Consider the following 25,168-nt stretch of genomic DNA (forward strand, 5'->3'; position numbering starts at 1 on the left):
AAAGGGCCGCAGCGCCCGCCAGCAAACCGCCAATGAAGGCGCGGCGGTCGAGCTTCGGCGGCGTTCTCAGAAGATTCCCTCCAGCAGACCCCGCTTGCGCCGCTGGATGGTCGGCGTCGGACCGGCAGCCGGCTGCCCGGTCGCCTGCGCTTCACGCAGCCGCTGCTGCTCCCTGCCGGGGTCGAGAACGACACCGGGCGGCGGCGGGTCCTGCCAGAAGATCAGATTGTCGATGAACGACTTGTCGCCTTCGGCGATGGTGCGCGAATCGCGATTGACCTGCGCTCGAATATTGGGATCGACACCGCCTGCGCTGGCCCGTGCAATCAGCGCCTGTTCCGATGCATCGCCCACCCGCGTTGCTCCAGTTGCCGCCGCTCCCGTGCGTTGCTGGACGCGTCCCGCCAAGGTCGGCGAGAGCGCCTCCTTGGCCTGATCGGCCGGAGACGTCTCTTGCGGCCTGGGCTCGCCAGGCCGCGGGGGTCTCAATTCGGCGTTGGGCGGCATGGTGAGGGGCGAGTGCGAGACGATCCGAAACTCGTCCGGAGATATCTTCTTTGCACCGCCGAGATTCTCGAAGGCACTGCAGCCGCCCAGCGCCACAGCCGCCAAGGCGATTGCACTCGTCGATTTCAACAGTATCCGTTGCATGCCAATCCGCTTCTGTCCGCCGAAGATGGCCTTATCAGGGCGCGCGCTCTTTCTCGCCAAGCAGGGAGTCGATCAACATCAGGCCGACACCCACGACGATCGCCGAATCGGCGATGTTGAACGCCGGCCAGTGCCATTGACCCACGTAGAAATCGGCAAAATCGAACACCGCTCCCCAGCGGGCGCGATCGATAACATTGCCGATGGCGCCGCCCATGACAAGGCCGATACCCCATCCCCCGAGGAGGCGATCAGTTCGCCGCAGCCATATGAACAGGCCCAGGCAAACCCCGATCGCCACGCCCGACAGGACCCAAGGCGGCAAGGCCCGATCGCCGCCCAGAATCCCGAAACTGACGCCCCGATTCCAGACGATGACCAAGCGAAAGAAGTCATCGATCACCGGCACGATGGCGCCGGCCTTCAGGAGATAGCGCAACAGCAATTCCTTCGACACCTGGTCGACCGCTACCGTCAGGGCGACCAGGATCATGGCGTGCCGGTCGATTCGCCTCACGCGTCCACCGCGGATTCGCAGCGCCGACAGAGCAGCGGATGCCGGGCCGACTTGCCGACCTCCGGCAACACCTGCCAGCAACGCGCGCACTTGTTGCCTTCGGCGAGCGCCGGAACGACCGCGACGCCGTCGACGTCGGCCAGGCTGAAAGCACCCGCGGGAGCGGGCCCTTCCGACAGCCCTCCACCGGACGTAATGCAGATTTCCGCCAGGTCGAGGCCTTGCATTGCGGCGATGTACTCCCTGTCGGCATGGACGCGGGGCGCCGCCTGCAAACTCGAGCCGATGCGCTTCTCGGCACGCTCGAGCTCGAGTGCGCCGGTGACCACGCGCCGCAACGCACGCACGGTCTTCCACTTCTCGCCGAGAGCCGGATCGAGCCAACCCGCCGCGACCGCGGGATACAGGCGAAGGTGCACGCTCTCCACTGTCCCGTCGGGCACGTCCTTTGGTCGCGCCAACCATGCCTCTTCCGCCGTGAAACAAGTGATTGGCGCCAACCAAGCGGTGAGGAACGAGAACAGCTCCGCCATCACCGTACGCGCGGCCCGCCGGCGCGGCGCTGGCGGCGCATCGCAATAGATCGAGTCCTTGCGGACATCGAAATAGAAGGCCGAAAGGTCCACCGTGCAGAAGTTGTGCAGTTCGGTTGCGATGCGATGGAAGTCGAAATCGTCGACCGCCGGCCGAAGGATCCCGTCGAGCTCGGCCAGGCGATGCAGCACCCAGCGCTCGAGCTCGGGCATCTCGGCGTGCGGCAGGCGTTCCGTCGCCGAGAAGCCTTCGAGGCTCCCCAGCAAATAACGCAGCGTGTTGCGAAGGCGACGATAGGCTTCCGCCTGATGCTTGAGGATCTCGGGCCCGATACGCTGATCTTCAGTGTAGTCGGTCCCAACCACCCAGAGCCGCAGGATGTCAGCGCCATACTGGTCGCAGACTTCCTGAGGCGCGGTGATGTTGCCCAGGGACTTGGACATCTTGCGGCCCTGCTCGTCGAGCGTGAAGCCATGGGTCAGGACTGCATCGTAAGGAGCGCGGCCGCGCGTGCCGCAGCTCTCCAACAGGGACGAATGAAACCAGCCGCGATGCTGATCCGAGCCCTCAAGATAGAGGTCCGCCGGCCACTTGAGGTCGCCGCGGTCCTCGAGCGTGAAGGCGTGCGTGGAGCCCGAGTCGAACCAGACGTCGAGGATGTCCTTCACCTGCTCGAAGTCCTCGGCCTTGTACTTGTTGCCAAGAAAGCGTTCGGGCGGACTCTCGAACCAGACGTCGGCGCCTTCCTGTCGGAAGGCCTCGACGACGCGATTCATCACCTCCGGATCGCGCAACGGCTCGCCGGTACGATTATCGACGAACACCGCGATCGGCACGCCCCAGGCCCGCTGGCGCGACACGCACCAGTCGGGGCGCGCCTCGATCATCGACCGCAGGCGATTGTAGCCGGCGCGCGGCACGAAGCGGGTCGCATCGATCGCGGCGAGTGCTTTCTCCCGCAGAGTGCCGCCGATCTCCGGGATCGGCTTGTCCATGGCGATGAACCATTGCGGCGCATTGCGAAAGATCACCGGCGCCTTGGAGCGCCACGAGTGGGGGTATGAATGGGTAATACGGCCTGCTCCCAGCAGCTTGCCGGCGCCTTTCAGGGCCTCGGTCACGGCCTTGTTGGCCGGACCTTTCTTGCCGACCGAAGTGTAGACCTGCAGACCGGCGAACAGCGGTACATGCGGATAGTAGCTGCCGTCTTCGGCAACGGTTTCCGGCACCTCGACGCCATTGGCGGTGCCGAGGTCGAAGTCGTCGGCACCGTGGCCGGGCGCGATATGCACGAAGCCAGTGCCGGCATCGGCGGTGACGAAATCGGCCGACAGCAGGCGCACGTCGAATTCGTAGCCCTTGCCACGCAACGGATGGGCGGCGATCAGGCCTTCGAAGTCGGACGCGGTGAGGTCGGCGACGATCCTGGCGGTGAACTTCGCCTCAGCCGCGACGCTATCCATCAACGTCTTGGCAAGCACCATTCTCTCGCCGACGCGCGCGAGGCTGCCGTCGCCTGCCTCAACCACCTCAACCAGCACGTAGTCGATCTCGAGCCCAAAGGCGAGGGCGCGGTTGCCCGGCATGGTCCAGGGAGTCGTGGTCCAGATCAAGATCGACGCGCCATCAAGTTTGCCGTCCCTGGACCTGAGCACCGGGAAGCGCACATGGACCGTGTCGGAGGTGTGATCGTGATATTCGATCTCGGCCTCGGCGAGTGCCGTCTTCTCGACCACGCTCCACAGCACGGCCTTCGAGCCTTTGTAGAGCCCGCCGTTCATCAGGAACTTGCCGAGCTCGGCGACGATCACGGCCTCGGACTCGTAGGCCATCGTCGAATAGTAGTTGTCCCAGTCGCCCTCGACGCCGAGTCGCTTGAACTCCTCGCGTTGCACCTCGATCCAGTGATCGGCGAAGGCGCGGCACTGGCGACGGAACTCACCAACCGGCACCTGATCCTTGTCCTGCTTCTTGGCGCGGTACTCCTCTTCGATCTTCCACTCGATGGGGAGACCATGGCAGTCCCATCCGGGAACATAGTGGCTGTCCTTGCCCAGCATCTGCTGGGTGCGCGCGACGAGATCCTTCAGAATCTTGTTGAGGGCGTGACCGATATGAAGGTGCCCATTGGCGTAAGGCGGTCCGTCATGAAGGATGAATTTGGGCCGCCCCTTGCTCTCCTTGCGCAATCGGTCGAAGAGCTTCATGTCTGCCCAGCGCCGCAGCAGCTCCGGCTCCTTCTTGGCCAGGCCGGCACGCATGGGAAAGTTGGTCTTGGGTAGAAATACGCTTGATTTGTAATCGGTTGTCACGAGCAACTCGATGGTAAGGGAGCGAATGAGCAGCCATCCCGGAGGACAGCGCAAGCAACGAGACGACCCCGGCCGCGATCAGCGGACCGGGCGGGTAATTCGCTCCTGGAAGCCCCCAGCAGGCATGGCGCCGGCAATCTATGGGCGGGGGTGCAGGGGGTCAAGGAGCCGAAATGTGCAGGCATTCTTGTCGCTGCTCATGGTTCTGCTGGTGCTCGGAACCGAAGCAGCAGCGCAGACCGTGCGCGACGCCAACGCCTCCTTCATCGACGTCGCGACACGGCGCGCGGAACTCAGGGACGCGGTCAGTCCCAGAGTGAAAGCCGCTCTTGCCGCGCTGCAACCCTGCCCCGGCCAGACGCCGGCGCCGCCTACGAGAAGCAATGGTGCGGCACCCCATTCCTACGTCGCCATGGAGGAGACGGTCTCGGCGGCTGCGACCCGATATGTCGCCACGGGCGATATCGGGGAAGCCCGGTGTGTGCTCGACGTCCTCGATTCCTGGGCCACGGCCGGTGCGTTGCTCGGTTATTCGCGCCGAGACAGTCTTCAGACGTGGTTCAACGTTCAGTGGGCAGCAACGAGCGCGGCGCTGTCGCTCTCCGTCGTCCGCTCGAGCCCGGCGCGTGATGACGCCAGACTCCTGGCCATGACGGAATGGCTGGTGCAGGTCGCAGAACATCAGCTCTCCCAGCTGCCGGACGAGCGGGAAGTTGCTGCACGCTGGATCAAGGACCACAATGCATATTGGCGTGGCCTCATGGCCGCGAGCATCGGCGTCATCGCCCGCAACGGCGAATTGTTCCGGCTCGGCCTGCGCACTTTCTCCGGCGCGATCGCCGGACTCGATGCCCGCAACACCTGGCCCTTCGCCGAAGGGGCCTCCCTGTACGAACACAATCTTGGCCTGCAGCCACTCATCCTGATTGCCGAACTGGCCGCGCGACAGGATGTCGATCTCTACTCCGTTCAAGTGAATGGGCGCTCGATTCACGATGCAGTGCGTACGGTCGTCGAGGATTCCCGCGCTCGTGAAACCTTCAAGCCGGGCGCCGGTGATCTCGCCTGGGCGGAGTTCTACGTACGCCGCTTCCCCGAGTCTCCAGCCCGAGAGCTGTTGACCGCACCGCAGTTCAACCGTCGGCTGGGCGGCGGCGCCACTGTTTATGTCGCGCCGGCACGCTGAGCAGATTCGACGCGTGCCTTGAAGTCTCGGTTGAAGGCGTCGAAAGATGCCTCCACGCGCGGCACGAGGCGAGGCCTGAGCAGGCGCGCCAACAGACCCTCGAAATGCTCGCCGTGCGTGAGGAGCGTCCCGCCGCTGCCGTTGCGCTCGAACAGGAAGTAGTGTTCGCCGCTGAACAGGGTCGGCACGACCAAATGACCGCGCCAGCGGAACTCCTGCGACGGACGAACCACGCGCACCTTGGGACGGAAGTTCATCGGCGGGGCGCCTTTCAGCCGGGCCGTCACTTCCAGCCAGGCGCCTTCGCGCACTTCGCCTCTGATCTGTCGGATGAAGTCGTTCCATGTCGGCACCGCGGCGAAATCCGTCAGAACGGACCAGGCCGTCTCCGGAGGCGCATCGATCTCGATCTGGGTGACGACGTCGAACATCGCTCAACCGGCCAGCGCGACACGCGCCGCCTGGCCATCGGCAGCGATCTGGGCCTTGAGCTGTTCGAGACCCGAGAACTTCATCTCGGGTCGGATGAAGTCGATCAGGGCGACACGCAGGATCTCGCCGTAAAGATCGCCCTCGAAATCGAACAGGTGAACCTCGAAATTCTCCTGCAGCTTGCCGAAGGTCGGCCGGCGGCCGAGATTGGCGACGCCGTCGTGCCATGCGCCGCCGGCCAGGGCACGCACCGCGTAGACACCGAAGCGCGGGCGTAAGTACTCGCCTAGCGCCACGTTGGCGGTGGGAAAGCCGATCGTGCGACCGCGCTTGTCACCTTCCTCGACGACGCCCTCGATCTCCCAGGGATGACCGAGCAACCCCGACGCCTCGCTTGCCCAGCCGGCGCGCAACGCCTCCCGGATGCGCGTCGAGGAGTAGATTTCGCCTTCGCGCATCACGGGATCGAGAACTGTGACACCGAAGCCTTGCGCCGCGCCGCGCTCGCGCAGCATTTCGACATTGCCGCCACGCCGGGCACCGAAGGTGAAGTCGTAGCCGCACACGACGTGGCGCGCTCCAAGCCCGCGCGAGAGCACGTCGTCGACGAAGGAGTCAGGTGGAATGGCGGCGAAGGCCGCATCGAAGCGCTGGGCCAACACGGCCTGCACGCTCTGCTCGCCGAGGAGCCGCACCTTGGCTGGCAGCAGGGTGAGCCGGAACGGTCCGGTGTCGGGCACGAAGAAACGCCGCGGATGCGGCTCGAAGGTGAGCGCGGCGAGCGGCGCCGCGAGCGCTCGCGCCGTCTCGGCCGCTCGGGCGAGCAGCGCCTGATGACCCTTGTGCACGCCGTCGAAATTGCCGAGCGCCACCACGCCGCCGCGCCACTGTGCCGGCACCTGCCGCCAGTCGTCGAAGGTCGGGATCATGCAGCGTCGCGCCGCGGCACCAGCACCGTGGCCTCGCCGTCGATCACCACCTTCACACCGTTGAGGCACTGTGTCTTCAGAGTGACGCGCCGGCGCTTGTCGTCGATGGCGGTGATGGTGCAGACGGCGGTGACGGTGTCGCCGACGATGACCGGCGCGAGAAAGCTCAGCGTCTGGGAGATGTAAACGGCGCCAGGGCCCGGTAGCCTGGTGCCGATGACAGTCGAGATGTAGCTGCTGCAAAGCATGCCGTGCGCGATGCGCTGGCCGAAGCGGGTGCCGCGCGCGAAGCCGTCATGCAGGTGGATCGGGTTGGTGTCGCCTGAAACCCCGGCGAAGGCGGCGATGTCGGCGTCAGTCACCGTGCGGCCGAACATGGCCGATTGGCCAACCTTGAGGTCTTCGAGATAAAGGCCGTTCATGGCGGCGAAATCTTGCGACACTGGGGTCTCCCACGGGACGGGGTCGCCCTCTTACCATGCGCAAGGGCCTGTGCCACAGTCGTGTGAATGACCGTTCACACTGCGTCCGAGGCCGGCACGATTTCCCAGGTTCTGGCACGCGCCGTCGGCCGTTACGTGGGCAAGCCGGCGGCGGTCGAGGGTCTGCACCGCGAGTCGGGAGGAGCGTCGCGCCAGACTTGGAGCTTCGACGCCGTCGCAGACGGCCGCCGTTACGAGCTGATTCTAAGGCGTGATCCGCCGACGGCGCGAACGCCCGACATCGACCGCTCGACGGCCATTGATCGTGCGACGGAGTTTCGCGTCCTTCAGGCGGCCTTCCAGGCGGGAGTGCGCGCACCCGAAGTGCTGTTCGAACTCACGCCGGACGACGGCCTGGGCGACGCCTATGTCATGCGTCGCGTCGGCGGCACCGCCATCGCGCGCAAGCTGTTGCGCGACCGGCCATACGCAACGGCACGCGGCCGGATCACGGGGCAGCTTGGAGAGATCCTGGCCCGCATCCATGCGACGGACGTGCGTACCTTGCCCGAACTGCCGCGTCGGGAAGCCACCGATCACATCGCCAGCATGCGCCGCTCGCTCGACCTGCTCGACCATCCCCAGCCCGTATTCGAGCTTGCTCTCACTTGGCTCGACCGCCGCAAGCCCTCGCCCGCGGCCGTGCCGGTGCTTGTCCATGGCGACTATCGGACCGGCAACTATCTCGCCGACGCGACGGGCGTGACGGCGATCCTCGATTGGGAGGGCGCACATCTCGGCGATCCCGTCGAGGATCTGGGATGGCTGTGCGTAAAGAGTTGGCGTTTCGGCGCGGTCGACCGGCCAGCTGGCGGGTTCGGCAGCCGCGAGGAACTTTGGGCAGCTTACGAGCGTGCGGGTGGCGCCAAGGTCGATCCGGTTCGCGCTCATTGGTGGGAAGTACTGGGCACGGTGCGCTGGGGCGTGATCTGCCATAATCAGGCTTGGCGTCATCTCGGTGGCGCCGTGAAGTCGATGGAACTCGCCTCCATTGGACGACGTGCCGTCGAGACCGAGGTCGACCTGCTGCAACTCCTGAAGGGAGGAGGCTGAGATGGCGCAGGATCGCCCGACCGCTGCGGAGCTTCTCGTCGCCGTCGCCGACTTCCTGCGCGAGGAGGCCACGCCCGCCCTCGAAAAGGCCGAACCGCGGCTGGGCTTCCAAATGCGGGTCGCCGTCAACTCGCTCGCCATTCTCGAGCGCGAATGGCGGCTCGCTCCTGAAGCCGACCGCCGCGAGCATGCGCGACTCGTCGCGCTGTTCGACCGCGAGGGTACGCTCGACGAACTCAATCGCGAGCTCGCCCGCCAGCTGCGCACCGGCAAGCGCGACGAACGCGACGCCGCGCTCATGTCCCATCTCGACGCCACGATCGCCGACAAGATCGCCATCGCCAACCCGAAGTGGCGATGATCCTTCGGCTTAAGCCGAACTATTGGCCGTGGCGAGTACTGCGGCCGCGACCTAGATTGTAAAGATGATCACCGTGAACGCTCTGTCGCAAGTCGCCGCCTTGATGGGCGACCCGGCGCGTGCCGCCATGCTGCAACTCCTGATGGACGGCCGCGCCCATACCGCGTCCGACCTCGCCCACACCGCCGGCGTCACCGCGCAGACCGCGAGCGGGCATCTCGCCCGCATGGTTGACGCCAATCTGCTGGCGGCACGGGCAGAGGGCCGCAATCGCTTTTATCGTCTGGCGTCAGGCGACGTCGCACATGCCATCGAAGCGCTGATGGCGCTGGCGGGAACGCGCACGCCACCCGCTTCCAAGTCAGCCGCGTGGCGGCGCGATCCCGACCTGCGCTTCTGTCGCACATGCTACGACCATCTCGCTGGCCAGGTCGGCATCGCTGTTACCGATTCTCTCACCCAGCACGGCCATCTCGAGCCGAGAGGGACGCGCGATTGGGAGCTCACGACTTCCGGAGAGTTGTTCTGCGAGCGATTGGGCGTCGACCTTGCCGGCGCCAAGCGCGCCGGCACGCGTCACTTCGCACGTCAGTGTCTCGATTGGAGCGAGCGGCGACCGCACATTTCGGGCGCGCTCGGTTCGGCCCTCGCCGACACCTTCTTCAAGCGCGGCTGGGCGGAGCGCATGCGTCGCGGCCGCACCGTACGCCTCACCGATTCAGGACGACGCGCCCTCGCCAGCCACTTTCGCACCTCTGTCTAGGCGAGCCTTGCCGAACGGCGGCCCGTCGCCCGACGGAATCTTGGCGATCGACGAGGCGCGCAGGATCTTTTTGTCATCAACGCTCAGATATATGTTGGTGAAAAGTAGCGAGCGCGTCTGCCGCACCACCTCGGCGCGGCCCTCGACCCAGTCGCCGACCCGCGCCGGCGCGACGAAATCGAAGGTCATGCTCACCGTGGGCAGGAACTTCCGCAAGCCGACGAGCGTGCCGCCGCCCATCGTGCCGACGAGGTCGGCCACCGTCATCATCATGCCGCCGTGCAATCCCCCTGCCGGGTTGCACATGTGGCTCCGCACGCGAAAGCCCATGACGAATTCGTCGCGCGAGCCCTTTTCGCCGCGCCGGGCGTAGAGATTGCCGACATGGGAGTTGAAAGTCGCATCGGGTCGGCCGCGGTCGAAGTCGATGCGCTGGAAGCCTTCTGGTGGATCGTCGTCGAGCATGATGTAGAGCCTAAGGCCGCACATCCGAGAGCGCCACACGATCAATCTCGGCTTTGTCGAGAGCGTGGACGAGGAGATGGCCGAGAAGAACCGGGCGGGCGCAAGCGGTGGCGAGCGCGGTCGCGCTGGTCGCCTAACCGCGCTGGCGGCTGAGCAGGGCGAAGGTGCCCAATCCGGCCAGCACCTCGTGGCGCCGTCCGTAGAGTCGACCACGCACTTGCACCACGTGCTCATCGTGACCAACGACCCAACCCTCAGCCTGCAGCCAGTCACCGATGCGGCCTGAGCCGAGATAGTCGAGCGTCAACCTCAACGTCACGGCTCGCCGCCGGAGCGCGTGAAACACCGCGGTGCCCATCGCCGAATCGAGGAAGGCCGCGAGCATGCCGCCATGGACGATGCCGAGCGTGTTCGCATGCTGCGCGCCCGGTCGAAAGCCGCGAATGACACGATTTCCGTCGACCTTCTCGAACCACGGCCCGTTGCTTGCAGTGAAGCCGCTCACTTCGGTGAGCTCGCGAAATCCTTCGGGTACCGTTGTCGCCATTTCAACCCATATTCACCGACGCCCGCCTCTGAGCCAACGGTAGGATGCGTCGGCCCGCGAATGACCCGCGCAACGACCCTGCGCGGCGCACGGAAAGTCTCAGCGTCGCTGCGACTTCAGCCGCGCAGACACCAGGCCCGGACATTCCGCTATAAATTCACCATTGACGAACGGTGTCAGTTCTCAGCGCGTCCGCAGCGATGGCGACCGTCGCCCTCGTTCGACTGTGCATTTGTGCACAGCAGACTGGACGGTGTTCGACTTCGTTTGACAGCCATCAGCGCACTTCTCAAGAATTCGTGCCGGGGGGCTTCTGCAACGGGAGACATCATCATGTCGGTGGTTGATGCACAACGTTTCGCCAAGGATCTCACAAGCAACAAGGAGCTTGCCGAGAAGGTCAAGACGAGCGCCGCTGGATTGGCGTCCCTCGTGGAACTCGGAAAAGCCAATGGTTACAGCTTCTCGATGGACGAGCTGAAGCAAGTCATTCGCGGCGCCGCCAAGCGGGAGCTGACGGACGATCAGCTCGAGGTGATTGCCGGCGGTCAAGGCAACCAAGCCTCCTCGCAAGCGGTCGTTTCCGCGGTGACCGGCGGCACCAGCAACCAGACGGTCGTCATTACGGTGCTGGACTACACGCAAACACAGGTGGTGAGTCAGGCGAACAGCGCTGTCGTTACGATGGTCGCCTGACCGGGCGTGGCGACGCCGCATCACGAGCATCGCGATGTCGAATCGACGAGTTGAGCGTCAGGTGTGGCACTCACGGTGCGTGATGACGCCGTTGTCACTGACGCGATCAGCGCCGTGGTCCGTCGTTTGGCGCAGGCAGGCTGCCTTCATGCATATCTCGATGCAGTCGTCGTGAGATGGATTGACGACCACGCGTGACTCTGCAACATAGCGAACTCACGGGGAGTAGTCAGAAGGGGGCACCCAATGTCTATGGCCGAAGTCGCTCGTTTCTCCAAGGACCTCGCGTCCAAGCCCGATCTCCGCGCAAAGGTTCAGCCCAAGGCTACCGGCCTTGCGGCTGTGGTCGCTCTGGCGGGCCAGATGGGATACAGTTTCACCCTCGACGAAGCCAAGGCGTTCGCGCAATCGAAGAGCCCGAAGCCGCTGAGCGACAAGCAGCTCGACGCAATCGCTGGCGGCGGCGCCACCAGCACGACCACGGTGCAGACGACTGCGGTCGCCACCACGGCCGTCGAAGCAGCCGAAGTCGCGACGACCGCGGTGCAGGTCGCCGAGGCTGCAGCCGATGTCGCCGCTGCCGCCGAAGCGGTCGTCGTGGTCGCAGCCGTCCTGATCTGAGAGTTGTCCCACGGTTCTGAGACTCCGATGGGCACCGCGCCGACGGCATGGTGCTCAACGGAGAGGTATGCTTCGGGCTGCCGGTACGTCGTCGGGACAGAGTCGGGAGCGCTCGGCGGCAAATGCCGGGCGCACCGTTTCTGTTGCGCGCTGATCGATACTCCAACAGCCTACACCCCGTAGTTGTCGTATCCCGAGCAGGGTCACGAGCGTCGTTCAGGTGAGACCATGGTTTCCAAGGCGACTGAGCACTATCGCAACATCTTCGACCGGCGCACGCCAGAGCAAATGCGCACTCTGGCGCACATCAAGCGTTTCATGGAGCGGCTGGTAGCCGACAAGGATTTCCGCGCCGCGCTCGCCGAGCATCGCGACGATCCCCAAATCGTCGCCGAGCGCTATGGCATCGAGATCGACCCGATGCAAGGCCTGCCGCTGTGGCGCGGGACGCATCTCAAGTACCGCAATTCCCCGGAAAGCGCGCCATGGCCGCTGGCGACGGCGTGGGACGAATACATGGCCGAGATGATCAAGCATCGCGACCTGCTGCGCGATGAAGGCGACATGTCGACCGTCAACCCGCGCTTCCACGCCTGGCGCCAGCGCCAGATCCTGCGCTGCAACAGTGAGTTGGGTGGTTCTGCCGGATCGGTCACCCATCCTGTGATCGCGTTCGAGCTGAGCGAAGGCTGCACGGTCGGCTGCTGGTTCTGCGGGCTGTCGGCCGACCGTTTCAAGGGCCACTACGCATACAGCCAAGAACACGCCGAGTTGTGGCGCGGCGTCGTGGGCGTTGCCCATGAATTGTTCGGCCAGGCGGCACGCACGGGGTTCTGCTACTGGGCGACCGATCCGTGCGACAATCCCGACTACGACCGCTTTCTCGTCGACTACTACCAGGTCACCGGGGCGTTGCCGCAGACCACCACCGCGGCGCCACTCAAGAACCTCGACTTGACTCGCCGTGTTCTGGCGCTGTTCGACAAGTACCGTACGGTGACCAACCGTTTCTCGGTCCTGACCACCAGGCAACTCAACCAGATTCACGCCACCTTCTCGCCCGAAGAGCTGATGGGCGTCGAGTTGGTGATGCAGAGCAAGGACTCCTTCACGGCGAAGGCCGACGCCGGCCGGGCGCGCGACCGCAAGGCAACGCTGCGAGCGTCGGGCAAGGACGACAAGATCTCCTTGCTCGAGGTCGACCACACGACGATCGCCTGCGTCTCGGGATTCCTGGTCAGCATGATGCGCGGACGCATCCAGCTGGTCACGCCGGTGCCCGGCAGCAAGCGATGGCCGCTCGGGTACCGCATTGTTGCCGAGCGTTCCTTCAAGACCATCGAGGAGTTCCGCGCCGGCGTTGAAAGCATCATCGACGAGCACATGCAACCGTGCCTGCCGGCCGACCAGCCAGTTCGCTTCCGCGCCGACCTCGTCTACGAGCCCGGCGAAGGCCAGTTCAAGCTTCGGTCGCGGCGCGTCGAGCACCGTATCCGCGACCTCGCGGCGCGACAGTCGGTGGGCGAGTTGATCGCTGGTGGTTCGCTGACGGCGCCCGAATTGATCGCTCGGGCGGCGACCGACGGCAGCGAGGTTCTCGCCGTTGCGGACCTGCTCGACCAACTCTTCGAAGCCGGCGTGATCGAGGAGGATCTCGATGATCGCTTCGCCGGCCAGCGCAACGAGGGGCTCGAGATGCGCGCCGAAGCCCAGCGGCAGGCGGTCGAGCGCATGAGCATCCCGCATGTCCAACCAGCCTGAGGCGACGGGACGAGACGAAGCTCCACCGCGGACGGACGGGGTGCCGGTCGCAACTCCCGTCGTGCTGGTCAACATGCCGCTTACCGCGGTCGAACGGCCATCCCTCGCGCTCGGGCTGCTGAAGGCGCTGCTCACTCGCGACGGACTGCAGTCGAGAGTCATTCACTCCAATATGTGGTTCCTCGAGTATGTCGGTATTGCCGACTATCACGTGCTGGAGAGCGCTCTGCCCGAGGAGGGCGTCGTCGACTGGTTGTTCGGCGCCGTGGCTTTTCCCGACTTCAGGCCAGACGCGGATCTGTTCCTGAACGAGTACTTTCGGCGCAATCCGATGTACAGCGACCGCGCGGACGAACTGCGCGCGACTTTCAAGAAGCTGCGCGCGCGCATGATCGAGTTCGTCGACTGGACGATCGACAAGATCCTGGTGCATCGACCGCGCGTCGTCGGCTGCAGCTCGACTTTCAGCCAGCACGTGCCTTCACTGGCGCTCCTGCGGCGCCTGCGCGAACGCGCTCCGCATGTAGTCACGATGATGGGAGGAGCCAACTGCGAGACCGTCATGGGACGTGCCACGCACGCGCGTTTTCCCTGGGTCGACTACGTCGTGTCCGGCGAGGCCGACGGGCTGGTCACGACCCTGGTACGGGACATTCTGGCGCGCGGCCGCGACATTCCCCTCGATGCGTTGCCGTTCGGCGTCTTCGGGCCGCCGCACCGCGCTGCCGGCTATCCGTCGACCACGACGGGCGACTTCGTGCCTCGTGCCGTCATGGAGGACATGCGGGATCTGCCGCTGCCGGATTTTTCGGATTACTTTGCCGAGCTGCGAGAGTCGCTGTTTGCCGACCGTATCTGGCCGGGTCTGCCCATGGAGTTTTCGCGGGGCTGCTGGTGGGGCGAGCGCAGTCACTGCACTTTCTGCGGCCTCAACGGCGGCCAAATGAGCTTTCGCCAGAAGCCGGCGGAGAAGGCTGCGGGCGAGATGATCGAGATGTCGCGACGCTATGGCTCGCGGCGAATCGAGGCCGTCGACAACATCCTGGCGCTCGACTACGTCGACAAGACTCTGCCCGAGCTCGCCGCGATGACTGACAAGCTCAACGTCTTCTTCGAAGTGAAGGCGAACCTCAAGCGCCACGAGGTCGAGAAGCTCGCGGCTGCGGGAGTACGGTGGATCCAACCCGGCATCGAGAGCCTGGATACGCGAGTGCTCAAATTGATGGGCAAGGGCGTCACGGCGGCACACAATGTCCAGCTTCTCAAGTGGTGCCGCCAGAACGGCGTCAGGGTGAGCTGGAGCGTGCTGTGGGGATTCCCGGGCGAGAGCGACGAATGGTACGCCGAGATGGCTCCGTGGCTCGGGCACCTGCATCACCTGCAGCCTGGCCGCGCGGTCCGATTGCGATACCAAAGATACAGCCCCTATCATCAGAACCCGCAGAAATACGGGCTGAAACTTCGTGCCGCGCAGCCCTACCGCTATGTCTATCCGCTGAGCGAGTCGGAGCTGGACGACCAAGTCTACTATTTCGAGGATTCTCCGCAGACCGACGCGGGCGGCCACCTCGCCGGACGCGACCCCACGCGGCGACCCGGCTTGCATGCGGTGGCCAAGGGGCTCGATGGCTGGCTGAAGGCCTGGTATGCGCCTCATCTGCCGATGCTCTCGATGCGGCATGCAGGCAGTTCGCTATTGGTTAACGACACCCGGGCGCTTGCGATCGCCCCTCACCATCAACTCGCCGGCGCGCATCGAGAGGTCATGCTTGCCGCCGACGAAGGCATGCCGGAAGCGCGCATCTGCGCCAGCATTTCGAAGGCAGGCTTCGGCGCCAAAGAGATCGACACGGCCATCGGCGATCTGCTCGACGCCAAGTTGCTGTTGCGCATGGACCAGCGTTTGGTTGGCTTGGCGCTGTGGTATCCTCATGTTCCGATGCCGGCGCCAACCGCCTTCCCGGGTGGATACTTCGACCGGCGGAACGAACCCTTGTTGGCGGCGGCATAGAATACTCGCATGCTAGGCTCTCACTTGATTGCTTTGGCCGCGCATGCTCGAGCATCTTGGGGGTGCCATGGCGAATGTCGAGACCAAGAGTCCGACCGACGGACGGACAATTCGCGATCCGGAGCATTTGAATGACGCCATCCGGCTGACTTCGCGGTCGACCTGGATCCTGCTGGGCGGCCTTTCGCTTTGCATGCTCGGCGTCATCATCTGGGGCTTTCTCGGGCGGCTCGATTTCCACGCCAAGGGGCCCGGCGTCATCCTCCTCGACGAAAGCGCGGTGGCCAACGTCGTCGCCCGTGCCGGCGGCACCGTGACCAAAATTCACGTCAAGACCGGCCAAGTCGTGGAGCTCGGCCAGGTATTGGTGAGCGTCAAGCTCGACGAGATCGAGGAGCGACGCGATCAGGCGGCCATTGCCCTCAAGGCGCAGCAGGACGAGTGGACCCGCTATCAGGCGACCTCCGCCAGCGATGTCAAACGGCGCCAGCAGGATCTCGACCAGGAGATCCGCTCGCTCAATGCCAGCCTCGCCGAATCCGACAAGAGTCGGACCATGCTGGAGAAGCTCTATAACGATTACGTCACGCAGCTTCAGCGCGGCCTCGCCACCCGCGAGCAGGTGCAGCAGGCCTTCGATCGACTGAACAGCATGAGGCAGTCGATTCGCGAAATGACCGACAGGATATCGACCCAGAAGACGCAGCAAATCGAATTCGAGGACCAAGTCGCACGCAGCCTTGCCCAGATGCGCATGCAGGTGATCGACGCCGAGTCCCGCCTCAAGGATCTGCAGGTCCAGTTTGACGTCGGCTCCCAGATCCGCAGTCCGGTCAACGGAACGGTAAGTGAACTCACGGTGCAAATGAACCAAACGGTGGCGAGCGGTATGAAACTGCTCGTCATCGAGTCGGGCTCCGGACAGGCCCCGTTGATCGTGCACGCCTATTTGCCGATCGATCAAGGAAAGCGCGTCGAGGTCGGCATGCCCGTCCAGGTGAGCCCGTCATCGATCGACGAGCGCATCTACGGCTCGATCCGGGGTCAGGTCGCCAAGGTGAGCGCGCTGCCGATGTCGCGTGAAGGCCTGCAGGCCGTCCTGGGCGATCCCGCGCTGGTTGCGATGATGATGATTGGAGGAGCGCCGATCGAAGTGTTGATCTCGCTCGACCGCAGCCCAGACACGGCCGATGGTCTTGCCTGGACATCGCTGACCAGCCCGCCGACCGCAGTCACGCCCGGCGTGACCGCAGCGTCGCGCATCGTCGTCGACCGGGTGCGACCCATCAGCCTGATCCTGCCTATCGCGGAGACATGGACTCACCTGTGACCGACGAGTTCGCCGCGTCGGCGCCGCGTCAACGGCGGCGCCGGGCAGTCTCGACGCCGACCGTGCTCCAGATGGAGGCGGCGGAGTGCGGCGCGGCATCGCTCGCCATGATTCTGGGATACTACCGGCGCTTCGTGCCGCTCGACGAGCTGCGCCAGGCCTGCGGTGTGTCGCGCGACGGCGCGCGGGCGAGCTCGATCGTGCAGGCCGGCCGGCGCTACGGCCTCGAGGCCTCAGGCATGCAGGTCGACGTCGACGCCATCGATTCCATCGAAACCCCCTTCATCGCCTTCTGGTCCAACAACCACTTCATCGTCGTCGACGGCCCGATGGGCCGCGGCATTCGCATCAACGATCCGGTGTCGGGTCGACGGACCGTCAACCGCGAGGAGTTCGCCGAGCACTATTCGGGTATCGTCCTTCAGTTCAAGCCCGGTCCCGACTTCAAACCCGGCGGACAGCCGCAAGGGTTGCTGCGCACCCTGTTCGGATGGACCGCCGGTTCGCAATCGGCATTGATCGTCATGGCGGTGACGACGCTGATGCTCACGGTGCCGGCGATCATGATGCCGGCATTGGTCAAGGTGTTCGTCGACGAGGTGCTGATCCGCGGCTTCGATACCTGGCTTTTCCCGATCGTCGTCGGACTGCTGTTCGCCATCCTGATGGGCGGCCTCGTCACCTGGCTGCAGCAGCGCGTGCTGATGCGGCTGCAGATGAAGCTCGCCGCCATCATCGGCTCGCGGTTCCTGTGGCATATCCTCCACCTGCCGATGTTGTTCTTCACGCAACGGCAGAACGGCGACATCGTCAGCCGCGTCTACTCGGCAAACCAGCTCGCGGTGTTGATGGCCGGACCGTTGCCCAGCGCCGCCGCGCAGGCGGCCATGGTCGTGCTCTACGCCGTCGTCATGGCGTTCTATTGCTTGCCGCTCACGATCGCCGCTGTTCTGCTTTCGGTCGGCAACATCGTGATGACCACCGCGCTGCGCCGCCGTCTCAAGGACGGCAGCCTGATGTTGCTCACGACGAACTCCAAGATAGCAGCGGCATCGATGGCCGGCCTGCAGTCGATCGAGACCATAAAAGCCATGGGAACGGAGTCCGACTTCTTCCGGATCTGGTCGGGCTATCAGGCGCGCAATGTCAACCAGTTCCAGACGCTGGGCCGTGCCTCTCAGTGGCTGAGCGCGACACCGACCTTCCTCGGCCATCTGACCAGCGCTGTCGTACTGGGCTATGGCGCCCTGCTCATCATGGATGGCGAGCTCACGATCGGCGGCCTGGTCGCATTCCAAATGCTGCTCGGCAACTTCACGGAGCCGCTGCAGCAGATTGTCGGCCTCAATCCGCAGCTCCAGGAGGCCAAGGGTCATCTGACGCGACTCCAGGACGTGCTTGCTGCCAAGACCGACCCCTTGCTCGATGGCCAGCCGGCGGCGCCGGATTCTTCTCCCGAACTCACGGGCGCCATCGAACTCAAGGATGTCAGATTCACCTACGCGCCGTTCGATCCTCCAGTGCTACGCGATATCAATGTCCGGATCGAACCCGGCCAGCGCGTCGCGTTGGTCGGCGGCAGCGGCAGCGGCAAATCGACGTTGGTGCGCCTGATGCTCGGCCTTTTTCCGCCGACCTCCGGCCAGGTCCTGTACGATGGCCGGCCGCTCGCCGAAGTGCCGCGACGCGCCTTCACCTCCACGATCGCCTGGGTCGACCAGGACATCCGCCTGTTCGAGGGTTCGATCCACGACAACATCACGCTTTTCAACCGCTCGATCGGACCGGCCGCTGTTGCCAACGCCGCCAAGGATGCCTGCATCCACGACACCATTCTCGCCCGGCCGGGCGGCTACGCCGGGCCGGTGATCGAGGCCGGCGCGAACTTCAGCGGCGGCCAGCGCCAGCGTCTGGAGATCGCGCGCGCGCTCGCCCAGAACCCAGCGATCCTGGTGCTCGACGAAGCCACGGCGGCGCTCGATCCCTTGACGGAAGTGCAGATCGACCAGAACATCCGCCGTCGCGGCCTGACGTGCCTGATCGTGGCTCAGCGTCTCAGCACGATCCGCGACTGCGACCAGATCCTCGTCCTGCAGAACGGCGTCATCGTCGAGCGCGGCCGCCACGAGGAGCTGATGGCGATCAACGGTGCCTACGCCAAGCTGGTGAGCGCGGCATGAGTCTGATCGAAACCCTGGCCGGCGACGAGAAGGCGGTCGATGCCGTGCTCGAGAAAGGGTGGTCCGCACCCGCCTTGCCCTTGGCGAAGGCGCTCGACCTCATCGCGGCGCGACGGCTCGTCAACGGAAACGACGTGCTCGACGTGACTACCCGCGGTCGCGTGTGGCTCGTCTTGTCCGGTTCGGTGGACATTTTCCTCGTCGACGAGCACGGGCGGACGGCGATCCTCTCGGTGTCTGCCGGCGGTCTGGTCGATTCCTTCGTCATGCCGGAAGCGGCACGCTTGCTGGGCGTGCCCACCGGCGAAGCCGAGATCGTGGAGACGACGCGGTCGGCCGTTCTCGGGCTTGTGTCGCGAGACGACGCCTCCGATGCGCTCGGCCAGGCGTGGCTCGGCTGGCGGCAGATTCTCGCGCAGATGCGGGGTGTCGAGCCGAAGGGCCTCGATGGCTGGCAGAGTTTCGAGGAGACCTGCGATCGCGAGGCCGCCGCCGCGCTCGCAGCAGCCATCGCCCGGCGTCGACAGGCCCTCGCGGATCGCGCGCTCGACCTGGCAGCCGCCGAGCGCCGCGCGGAGCGCGACTTCGACCACGGCCTCGAGAGCATGATCGACCTGATCGGCGTCCAGGCCGGAAGCGAGCGCGAGGACCAGGTCGACACGGTGGCGGCGGCGGCGGAGCGGGTCATGCGCGCGCTGGGTGTCGGCGAGCTCTCGCTACGCGCCGACAGCGAGTATGGCGGCACCCTGACTGCCGCCGTGGAGCAGGTCGCCCAGGACAACCGCCTTCAATTCCGCGTTGTCGAACTGGTGGGCGACTGGTGGGAGCATGACGCAGGCCCCTTGCTCGTGACCTTGCGAAGCAACGGCGCCCCTTGCGCCATCGTGCCGGCCGGCAAGCGCTACGTCCTGCATGCCGGCGGCCGGGCGCGCCGGCTGTCCAAGGCGATCGCCGCGGAGGTCAACTCGACGGCGTTTTCCTTCTATGCGCCGTTTCACGACGAGAAGCTCACCGCCTGGCGCATCCTCCGGTTTGGCCTGCAGCGCGGAAAGGGCGATGTCGTCACGGTCGGCCTCACATTGTTCCTTGCCGGCCTGTTCTCGCTGGTGACGCCGATCGCCACCGGTTGGCTGATGGATCCGATCGTCCCCGACGCGGAACGCGGCCAAGCCGTGGTCATCATGAGTCTGTTGTTCCTGCTCGCCATCGGCATGACTTCGTCCTTCATCGTGCAGTCGCTGGCCACGCTGAGGCTGGAGACGCTGGCCGACAATCGCGTCCAGGCGGCGGTCTGGATCAAGCTGCTCAATCTCAAGGCCCCGTTCTTCCGCAACTTCACCGCCGGCGATCTCGCCAACCGGGCCGACGGCATCAACGCCATGCGCAAGCTGATCAGCCAGTCGTCGACGACCTTCGCTTCGGCCGGCATGAGCATGCTCTTCAGCCTGGCGCTGATGATCTACTACGAATGGCGCCTGGCGCTGCTGGTGTCGGTCTTCTCCGTCCTGTTCGTCGCGGTCGCCTATCTCGTCGGGCGGCGCGTACTGCACTACAATCTCCAGTCGCTCGAGTTCACCGGCAAGCTGCAGGGCACGGTGCTGCAGCTCCTGGCGTCGATCGCCAAGCTGCGCGTCGCCGGCGCCGAACGGCAGGCCTTTCTGCAGTGGCTCGGCGTCTACCGTGACAGCGTCGCAGTCAGCCTGCACCAGCGCCAGCTCAATAATCGGCTGACCGTCCTACGCTCTGCCTTCGGTCCGTTGCTGACGGGCGCCGTGCTCGTGCTGCTCGGCGTCCACAGCGGCGAGCTCTTCTCCTTCTTCCATCAGGTCAGCAAACCCGAGGCGCATGTCCGGCTCATGTCGACGGCCGACTTTGTGAGCTTCAACGTGGCGCTCGGCCAGTTCGTCGCCGCCGTCATGAGCATGACACGGGCCGCGCTGATGCTGGTCATGTTGCAGCCCTACTACAAGCGCGTGCAGCCTATCCTCGAGGCCGAGGAGGAGCCGACCGGTCGCAGTGGACGCATCGTCAGGCTGGCGGGCGAGATCGAGCTGCGCGACGTGCGCTTCCGCTACGGGCCGATGATGCCGCTCGTCTTGCGCGGCCTGTCCCTGCGGGTGCCGGCAGGTTCCTTCGTCGCAGTCGTCGGCCCCTCGGGAGCCGGCAAGAGTTCGCTGGTCCGGCTGCTGCTGGGCTTCGAAGTGCCGGAGTCGGGCGATATCTACATTGACGGTACCGACATCCGCCTGATCGACCCACAGGACCTGCGCCGTCATCTCGGCGTGGTGCTGCAGAACGGACGCCTGCTCGCCGGATCGATCTACGACAACGTGTCGGCCGGCCTGCCGTACAGCCAGGACGAGGTGATGGAGGCCCTGCGCATCGCCGCCCTCGACGACGTCGTGAAGGCCCTGCCCATGGGGCTGCACACCAACATCGGCGACGGCGGGGTCACGTTCTCCGGCGGCCAGCGTCAGCGCCTGCTGATCGCCCGCGCCGTGATGCGCAACCCGCATGTGCTCATTCTCGACGAAGCCACCAGTGCGCTGGACAACGTGGCGCAGCGCAAGGTGGTGGAGAACCTGCGCGAACTAAAGTGCACGCAGTTCGTGATCGCCCAGCGCCTGTCGACGGTGGTCTCCGCCGACATCATCTACGTCGTCGACGAAGGCCGCGTTGTCGAGCACGGCTCGTACGCCGAACTGCTTGCCAAGGGCGGCCTGTTCAAGCAGCTCGCCGCACGCCAGCTGCTCTGATCAGGCGACCCCGGCAAGCAGAACCAGGCCGTAACCGACGTAGTAGGTCGCCAGAACGGTGATCAGCCGGTTCGCCCAGGTGCGGAACTGCTGGTCGGACAGCCTCTCGAGGATGGTCTTGCCGAGCGTCGCGCCCAGCATCGACGAGGCGACGGCCAGCAACAGCATCCATCCCTCGACCGTTCCCGCCTGATCGATCAGCGCGCCGAAGTAGAGAAGCTTGAAGCCGTGACCGAACACCTGGCACGACGCCTTGGTGGCGACGATCTCGCGCCGTCCCATCTTCGAGCGCAGGAAGATCTGGTCGATCAGCGGTCCGGTCACGCCGGTCAGCAGCATCAGCATCATGCAGGCGAAGCCGCCGCCCACGAGCTGGGCCGGCCCCAGCGTCGCCGGCAACAGCCGCTCGGGCACGGCACGCAGCACGAAGGGCGAGAGGCCGAGCATGAGGAGCGCGACCGCCTTGTCGGGCACGTAGAGCGTGAGCGACCACAGCCCGACCGCCAGCGCACAGCCGGCAAAGTAGAAGAGCGTGCAGTGCCACTGGATGTGGCGATACCACAGGATCGCGCGCCAGCCGTTCGACGCCATCTGGGTGACGGCGTGCAGCACCATGGCGACCGGCACCGGCAGCACGACCAGCAGCACGCCGATCAGCACCATGCCGCCCGCCATGCCGAAGATTCCCGAGAGGAAGGCCGTGCCCACCATCAGCACGGAAAGGGAAGCCGCCATCAACGCCGTCATGGGGAAACGGTAGGCCGTGGCTTACCCAGTCTTCAAATATATGATTAATGTCATTTCAATACTCTATAAATATCTAATGGAACTCCGCCATCTCCGCTACTTCGTCGCCGTCGCCCGCGAAGGCCATGTCACGCGCGCGGCGGAGAAGCTGCGCATCCAGCAGCCGCCGCTTTCCCAGCAGATCAAGGCGCTCGAACAGGAGATCGGCGCCGCGTTGCTGGTGCGCCATGCGCGCGGCGTCGGCCTGACCGATGCCGGCCGCGCCTTCTTCGCCGACGCCGAGGCGGTGCTGGCGCAGGCCGAGCAGGCCAAGGTACGGGCGCGCCGCACCGCGCGCGGCGAGACTGGCCGCATCGCCGTGGGTTTCACCACGTCGGCGCCCTTCCACCCGCTCGTCGCGCGCGCGATCCGGGAATTTCGCACGCGCCGACCGGACGTATCGTTCGTGCTGGAGGAGAGCAGCTCGGGGGAGCTGGTGAGCGGGCTCGGCGCCGAGCGGCTCGACATCGCCTTCATCCGCTCCGGCCTCGTCGATCCCCAGGGCATCGCCGTTCACGCGCTGTTGCGCGAGGTGATGGTGGCGGCCCTGCCGGCGCGGCACCGCCTCGCCCGGCGCCCTCGCCTCACCCTGCGCGACCTCGCCGAGGAGACCCTGATCCTCTATAGACGGCCGGACGGGCGCGGCCTCTACGACGTCATCGTCGCGGCCTGCGCAGAGGCGGGCTTCAGCCCGCATGTCGGCCAGGAGGCGCCGCGCATCGTGTCGACCCTCAACCTGGTCGCCGCCGGTCTCGGCATCACCATCGTGCCGGCCTCGCTCAGCCGCCTGCCGCTCGAGGGTGTCGTCTACCGTCCATTGCGCGGCAGCCCGGCGATCGAGGTGCCGCTCAACCTCGCCTGCCGCGCAGACGAGCGCTCGGCCGCCACGCTCGCCTTCATCGATCAGGTCAAGGGGCTCGTGCCATGAGGACGATCCGCACCGTCGGCCATTCCAACCACCCGATCGATCGCTTCGTCGGGCTCCTGGAGGCCGCCGGCGTCGAGCTGCTGGTCGACGTGCGTTCGACGCCGTATTCACGGCGCTTCCCGCAATTCGGCCGCGAGCGGCTGGCGATGTCGCTGCGCGGGGCCGGCATCGACTATGTCCACGAAGGCGCCGCACTCGGCGGCAAGCCGACGGACGGCGGCGACTACGACGCGCTGGCCGCGCGCCCGGACTTCCGCGACGCGCTCGACCGGCTGGCCGCGCAGGCGCAGGAACGCACGGTCTGCCTGATGTGTGCCGAGAAGGAGCCGCTCGCCTGCCATCGCACGGTGCTGGTGGCGCGCCGGCTCGCCGAGCGCGGCATTGACGTCGAGCATCTGCTCGCCGATGGCCGTATAGAGCCGCACGCCGCGCTGGAAGAGAAGGTGCTGGCGGGAAACGGCGGTGCCGATCTGTTCGACGATCGCGCGACGCGCCTCGCACAGGCCTGGCGCACGCGCGAGATCGCCATGAGGCGCGGCTGAACTCACGGCAGCGCGCCCAGCCACGCCATCGCGACGACCAGCACGATGCCGGGCACGACGGCGAGCGCGAAGCGGCGGCCACCGCGCACCGCGACCAGCAGCTTGGCCAGCGTATTGGCGGTGAGCGCCACCAGGATCGGCACGACGCCGGCCTCCGGCGCCAACCGGTCGGCGGCCACCAGGCTGGCGACCGACACGGCGGTGGCATGGGCGTCGGCCAACCCGCCGACCGCCGCGGCGACGAGCAGGCCGGCCGAGCCGAACCATTCCCCGAACGCGGCCGAGGCCAGCACGATGGCGCCCAGCAGCGCGCCGAAGGCGAGCGCGCTGTGCAGGCTGAAGGCGCGACCCGTCCGCTCGTCCGCCGCCGGCGGCGCGCGCAGTGCCCACAGCGTGAAGCCGGCGCCGTACAGCACCGCCGCCGCGCCGGCGCAGGCCAGCGGCAGGGCCAGCGCCTCGAGAGCGGCGATGCTGGTCGCCGCCAGCACCACGACCATCTGCAGGATGGTCGCGACCGTCGACAGCACGGCGCCGGCCGCCGCCGGCCGCAACAGCTCCGGCGCCTTCTCGGCCCGCGCACCCATCGCCGCGATGGTGGCGACCGAGGAGACGAAACCCGACGCGAGGCCGGCCAGCGGCAGGCCGTAGCGTGCACCGACGATGCGGGTCATGACGTAACCCACGGTGCTGACCGTCATCACCAGGATCACGATCAGCCAGAGCCGATGCGGGTTGATCGCCTCGAACGGTCCCATCTGGCGGTCGGGCAGCAACGGCAGCACGATCAGCGTCGCGCCGGCGAAGATCAGCGCATCGCGCAGGTCGGCCTCCGACAGCACGGAGCGCACGAAGCCGTGCAGCGGCCCGCGCGCATGGAGCAGGCCCGCCACGAGCACGCCGACCCCGGCGGCAAGCATCGGCTCGGCCATGGCGAGCGCGCCCAGCAAGGTGGTCAGCACCAGGGCGATCTCGGTGGTGAGGCCGGGATCGTCGGCGCGGCTGCGCCAGTAGGACAGCGCGGCGAAGGCGATCGTGCCCGCCGTCACGGTGGCGAGCAGGATCTCGCCGCCGGCATGGAAGCTCACCGCCCCGGCGAGCGAGGCGACGGCGAAGGTGCGCAGGCCCGCCGCCGCGCGATTCGTCCCCTCGCCCTTGCGGCGCTCGCGATCGGCGCCGATCAGCAGGCCGATGCCGAGCGCGATCGCCAGTCCGACGAGAGGGAGGTCCGTTTCGCGCATGCGCCGAGCCTACCCCCAAACCGGTTGCCGCAGCACCGTCCGACCCCGTACCATCGGATATCGCTCCCGATGAGGCGATGGCGGAGG

23 protein-coding genes are annotated in these 25,168 nt (G+C 66.0%); 13 read left to right on the forward strand and 10 right to left on the reverse strand.

Translation table 11 applies throughout. The features are described 5' to 3' along the window. Nucleotides 1-66: 66 nt before the first annotated feature. The 3 genes from KIT25_20550 to ileS form a co-directional block, all read right to left on the reverse strand. Nucleotides 67-603 carry a DUF3035 domain-containing protein gene (locus tag KIT25_20550; protein UYN94398.1) on the reverse strand — a complete coding sequence of 179 codons (537 nt, stop codon included), beginning with the start codon at nucleotides 601-603 and terminating at the stop codon, nucleotides 67-69. A gap of 82 nt (nucleotides 604-685) precedes the next feature. Further along, nucleotides 686-1,144 (reverse strand): signal peptidase II, encoded by a 459-nt coding sequence (gene lspA, locus KIT25_20555; protein ID UYN94399.1) that lies wholly within the window; start codon nucleotides 1,142-1,144, stop codon nucleotides 686-688. A 20-nt stretch (nucleotides 1,145-1,164) separates the two neighbouring features. Next, nucleotides 1,165-4,014, reverse strand: a complete 2,850-nt coding sequence (ileS, locus tag KIT25_20560; GenBank protein ID UYN94400.1) for an isoleucine--tRNA ligase — start codon at nucleotides 4,012-4,014, stop codon at nucleotides 1,165-1,167. 175 nt (nucleotides 4,015-4,189) lie between these two features. On the opposite strand from ileS, the gene KIT25_20565 reads away from it, so the two are divergent. Next, nucleotides 4,190-5,200 (forward strand): alginate lyase family protein, encoded by a 1,011-nt coding sequence (locus KIT25_20565; protein UYN94401.1) that lies wholly within the window; start codon nucleotides 4,190-4,192, stop codon nucleotides 5,198-5,200. Here the strand turns inward: KIT25_20565 and KIT25_20570 are convergent. Genes KIT25_20570 through KIT25_20580 form a run of 3 tightly spaced genes read right to left on the reverse strand, consistent with a single transcriptional unit; the run spans nucleotide 5,179 to nucleotide 6,983 of the window. After that, a complete protein-coding gene (locus tag KIT25_20570; protein ID UYN94402.1) occupies nucleotides 5,179-5,631 on the reverse strand; it encodes an SRPBCC domain-containing protein in 453 nt (150 codons plus the stop codon). The genes KIT25_20565 and KIT25_20570 overlap by 22 nt on opposite strands. Nucleotides 5,632-5,634: 3 nt before the next feature. Next, entirely contained in the window at nucleotides 5,635-6,561 is a 927-nt protein-coding gene (locus tag KIT25_20575) for a bifunctional riboflavin kinase/FAD synthetase (protein UYN94403.1), read from the reverse strand. Next, a complete protein-coding gene (locus KIT25_20580) occupies nucleotides 6,558-6,983 on the reverse strand; it encodes a MaoC family dehydratase (protein UYN98005.1) in 426 nt (141 codons plus the stop codon). Before KIT25_20580 ends, KIT25_20575 begins: the two co-directional genes overlap by 4 nt. Nucleotides 6,984-7,070: 87 nt before the next feature. On the opposite strand from KIT25_20580, the gene KIT25_20585 reads away from it, so the two are divergent. From KIT25_20585 to KIT25_20595, 3 genes are all read left to right on the forward strand, one after another. Continuing rightward, nucleotides 7,071-8,096 carry a phosphotransferase family protein gene (locus KIT25_20585; protein ID UYN94404.1) on the forward strand — a complete coding sequence of 342 codons (1,026 nt, stop codon included), beginning with the start codon at nucleotides 7,071-7,073 and terminating at the stop codon, nucleotides 8,094-8,096. A 1-nt stretch (nucleotide 8,097) separates the two neighbouring features. After that, nucleotides 8,098-8,457 carry a hypothetical protein gene (locus tag KIT25_20590; protein UYN94405.1) on the forward strand — a complete coding sequence of 120 codons (360 nt, stop codon included), beginning with the start codon at nucleotides 8,098-8,100 and terminating at the stop codon, nucleotides 8,455-8,457. A gap of 64 nt (nucleotides 8,458-8,521) precedes the next feature. Beyond that, nucleotides 8,522-9,220 carry a helix-turn-helix transcriptional regulator gene (locus tag KIT25_20595; GenBank protein ID UYN94406.1) on the forward strand — a complete coding sequence of 233 codons (699 nt, stop codon included), beginning with the start codon at nucleotides 8,522-8,524 and terminating at the stop codon, nucleotides 9,218-9,220. Here KIT25_20595 and KIT25_20600 read toward each other — a convergent pair. Further along, entirely contained in the window at nucleotides 9,176-9,685 is a 510-nt protein-coding gene (locus KIT25_20600; GenBank protein ID UYN94407.1) for a PaaI family thioesterase, read from the reverse strand. The two genes, KIT25_20595 and KIT25_20600, sit on opposite strands and share 45 nt — an antisense overlap. Nucleotides 9,686-9,818: 133 nt before the next feature. Beyond that, entirely contained in the window at nucleotides 9,819-10,232 is a 414-nt protein-coding gene (locus KIT25_20605) for a PaaI family thioesterase (protein ID UYN94408.1), read from the reverse strand. A gap of 333 nt (nucleotides 10,233-10,565) precedes the next feature. On the opposite strand from KIT25_20605, the gene KIT25_20610 reads away from it, so the two are divergent. The 7 genes from KIT25_20610 to KIT25_20640 all read left to right on the forward strand — a co-directional run bounded on the left by KIT25_20610 (nucleotide 10,566) and on the right by KIT25_20640 (nucleotide 21,587). Further along, nucleotides 10,566-10,928, forward strand: coding sequence for a Nif11-like leader peptide family natural product precursor (locus KIT25_20610; protein ID UYN94409.1), 363 nt, complete (start codon nucleotides 10,566-10,568; stop codon nucleotides 10,926-10,928). A gap of 246 nt (nucleotides 10,929-11,174) precedes the next feature. Beyond that, nucleotides 11,175-11,549 carry a Nif11-like leader peptide family natural product precursor gene (locus tag KIT25_20615; GenBank protein ID UYN94410.1) on the forward strand — a complete coding sequence of 125 codons (375 nt, stop codon included), beginning with the start codon at nucleotides 11,175-11,177 and terminating at the stop codon, nucleotides 11,547-11,549. A 228-nt stretch (nucleotides 11,550-11,777) separates the two neighbouring features. Continuing rightward, nucleotides 11,778-13,310 (forward strand): radical SAM family RiPP maturation amino acid epimerase, encoded by a 1,533-nt coding sequence (locus KIT25_20620; GenBank protein UYN94411.1) that lies wholly within the window; start codon nucleotides 11,778-11,780, stop codon nucleotides 13,308-13,310. A 40-nt stretch (nucleotides 13,311-13,350) separates the two neighbouring features. Next, nucleotides 13,351-15,321 (forward strand): RiPP maturation radical SAM C-methyltransferase, encoded by a 1,971-nt coding sequence (locus tag KIT25_20625; protein UYN94412.1) that lies wholly within the window; start codon nucleotides 13,351-13,353, stop codon nucleotides 15,319-15,321. 67 nt (nucleotides 15,322-15,388) lie between these two features. Further along, nucleotides 15,389-16,651, forward strand: coding sequence for an NHLP bacteriocin system secretion protein (locus KIT25_20630; protein UYN94413.1), 1,263 nt, complete (start codon nucleotides 15,389-15,391; stop codon nucleotides 16,649-16,651). Next, nucleotides 16,636-18,831: an NHLP family bacteriocin export ABC transporter peptidase/permease/ATPase subunit gene (locus tag KIT25_20635; GenBank protein UYN94414.1), complete on the forward strand. Its 2,196-nt coding sequence runs from the start codon at nucleotides 16,636-16,638 to the stop codon at nucleotides 18,829-18,831. Before KIT25_20630 ends, KIT25_20635 begins: the two co-directional genes overlap by 16 nt. After that, entirely contained in the window at nucleotides 18,828-21,587 is a 2,760-nt protein-coding gene (locus KIT25_20640; protein UYN94415.1) for an NHLP bacteriocin export ABC transporter permease/ATPase subunit, read from the forward strand. The genes KIT25_20635 and KIT25_20640 overlap by 4 nt, the downstream gene beginning before the upstream one ends. Here the strand turns inward: KIT25_20640 and KIT25_20645 are convergent, their stop codons facing one another. Next, nucleotides 21,588-22,334 (reverse strand): TSUP family transporter, encoded by a 747-nt coding sequence (locus KIT25_20645; protein ID UYN94416.1) that lies wholly within the window; start codon nucleotides 22,332-22,334, stop codon nucleotides 21,588-21,590. Nucleotides 22,335-22,410: 76 nt separating this feature from the next. Between KIT25_20645 and KIT25_20650 the strand changes: the two genes are divergently transcribed. Further along, nucleotides 22,411-23,301, forward strand: coding sequence for a LysR family transcriptional regulator (locus KIT25_20650; GenBank protein UYN94417.1), 891 nt, complete (start codon nucleotides 22,411-22,413; stop codon nucleotides 23,299-23,301). Beyond that, nucleotides 23,298-23,843 carry a DUF488 domain-containing protein gene (locus KIT25_20655; GenBank protein UYN94418.1) on the forward strand — a complete coding sequence of 182 codons (546 nt, stop codon included), beginning with the start codon at nucleotides 23,298-23,300 and terminating at the stop codon, nucleotides 23,841-23,843. Before KIT25_20650 ends, KIT25_20655 begins: the two co-directional genes overlap by 4 nt. 2 nt (nucleotides 23,844-23,845) lie before the next feature. On the opposite strand, the gene KIT25_20660 is transcribed toward KIT25_20655, so the two are convergent. Then, nucleotides 23,846-25,081: an MgtC/SapB family protein gene (locus KIT25_20660; protein ID UYN94419.1), complete on the reverse strand. Its 1,236-nt coding sequence runs from the start codon at nucleotides 25,079-25,081 to the stop codon at nucleotides 23,846-23,848. Nucleotides 25,082-25,168 lie beyond the last annotated feature (87 nt).

The organism is Enhydrobacter sp., assembly GCA_025808875.1.
Lineage (GTDB): Bacteria > Pseudomonadota > Alphaproteobacteria > Reyranellales > Reyranellaceae > Reyranella.

Excerpts from the sequence above, each read along its gene's own strand:
- lspA (UYN94399.1), bottom strand. The coding sequence starts at position 1,144 with ATGATCCTGGTCGCCCTGACGGTAGCGGTCGACCAGGTGTCGAAGGAA.
- KIT25_20570 (UYN94402.1), bottom strand. The coding sequence starts at position 5,631 with ATGTTCGACGTCGTCACCCAGATCGAGATCGATGCGCCTCCGGAGACG.
- KIT25_20575 (UYN94403.1), bottom strand. The coding sequence starts at position 6,561 with ATGATCCCGACCTTCGACGACTGGCGGCAGGTGCCGGCACAGTGGCGC.
- KIT25_20580 (UYN98005.1), bottom strand. The coding sequence starts at position 6,983 with ATGAACGGCCTTTATCTCGAAGACCTCAAGGTTGGCCAATCGGCCATG.
- KIT25_20585 (UYN94404.1), top strand. The coding sequence starts at position 7,071 with ATGACCGTTCACACTGCGTCCGAGGCCGGCACGATTTCCCAGGTTCTG.
- KIT25_20590 (UYN94405.1), top strand. The coding sequence starts at position 8,098 with ATGGCGCAGGATCGCCCGACCGCTGCGGAGCTTCTCGTCGCCGTCGCC.
- KIT25_20595 (UYN94406.1), top strand. The coding sequence starts at position 8,522 with ATGATCACCGTGAACGCTCTGTCGCAAGTCGCCGCCTTGATGGGCGAC.
- KIT25_20600 (UYN94407.1), bottom strand. The coding sequence starts at position 9,685 with ATGCTCGACGACGATCCACCAGAAGGCTTCCAGCGCATCGACTTCGAC.
- KIT25_20605 (UYN94408.1), bottom strand. The coding sequence starts at position 10,232 with ATGGCGACAACGGTACCCGAAGGATTTCGCGAGCTCACCGAAGTGAGC.
- KIT25_20610 (UYN94409.1), top strand. The coding sequence starts at position 10,566 with ATGTCGGTGGTTGATGCACAACGTTTCGCCAAGGATCTCACAAGCAAC.
- KIT25_20615 (UYN94410.1), top strand. The coding sequence starts at position 11,175 with ATGTCTATGGCCGAAGTCGCTCGTTTCTCCAAGGACCTCGCGTCCAAG.
- KIT25_20620 (UYN94411.1), top strand. The coding sequence starts at position 11,778 with ATGGTTTCCAAGGCGACTGAGCACTATCGCAACATCTTCGACCGGCGC.
- KIT25_20630 (UYN94413.1), top strand. The coding sequence starts at position 15,389 with ATGGCGAATGTCGAGACCAAGAGTCCGACCGACGGACGGACAATTCGC.
- KIT25_20635 (UYN94414.1), top strand. The coding sequence starts at position 16,636 with ATGGACTCACCTGTGACCGACGAGTTCGCCGCGTCGGCGCCGCGTCAA.
- KIT25_20640 (UYN94415.1), top strand. The coding sequence starts at position 18,828 with ATGAGTCTGATCGAAACCCTGGCCGGCGACGAGAAGGCGGTCGATGCC.
- KIT25_20645 (UYN94416.1), bottom strand. The coding sequence starts at position 22,334 with ATGACGGCGTTGATGGCGGCTTCCCTTTCCGTGCTGATGGTGGGCACG.
- KIT25_20650 (UYN94417.1), top strand. The coding sequence starts at position 22,411 with ATGGAACTCCGCCATCTCCGCTACTTCGTCGCCGTCGCCCGCGAAGGC.
- KIT25_20655 (UYN94418.1), top strand. The coding sequence starts at position 23,298 with ATGAGGACGATCCGCACCGTCGGCCATTCCAACCACCCGATCGATCGC.
- KIT25_20660 (UYN94419.1), bottom strand. The coding sequence starts at position 25,081 with ATGCGCGAAACGGACCTCCCTCTCGTCGGACTGGCGATCGCGCTCGGC.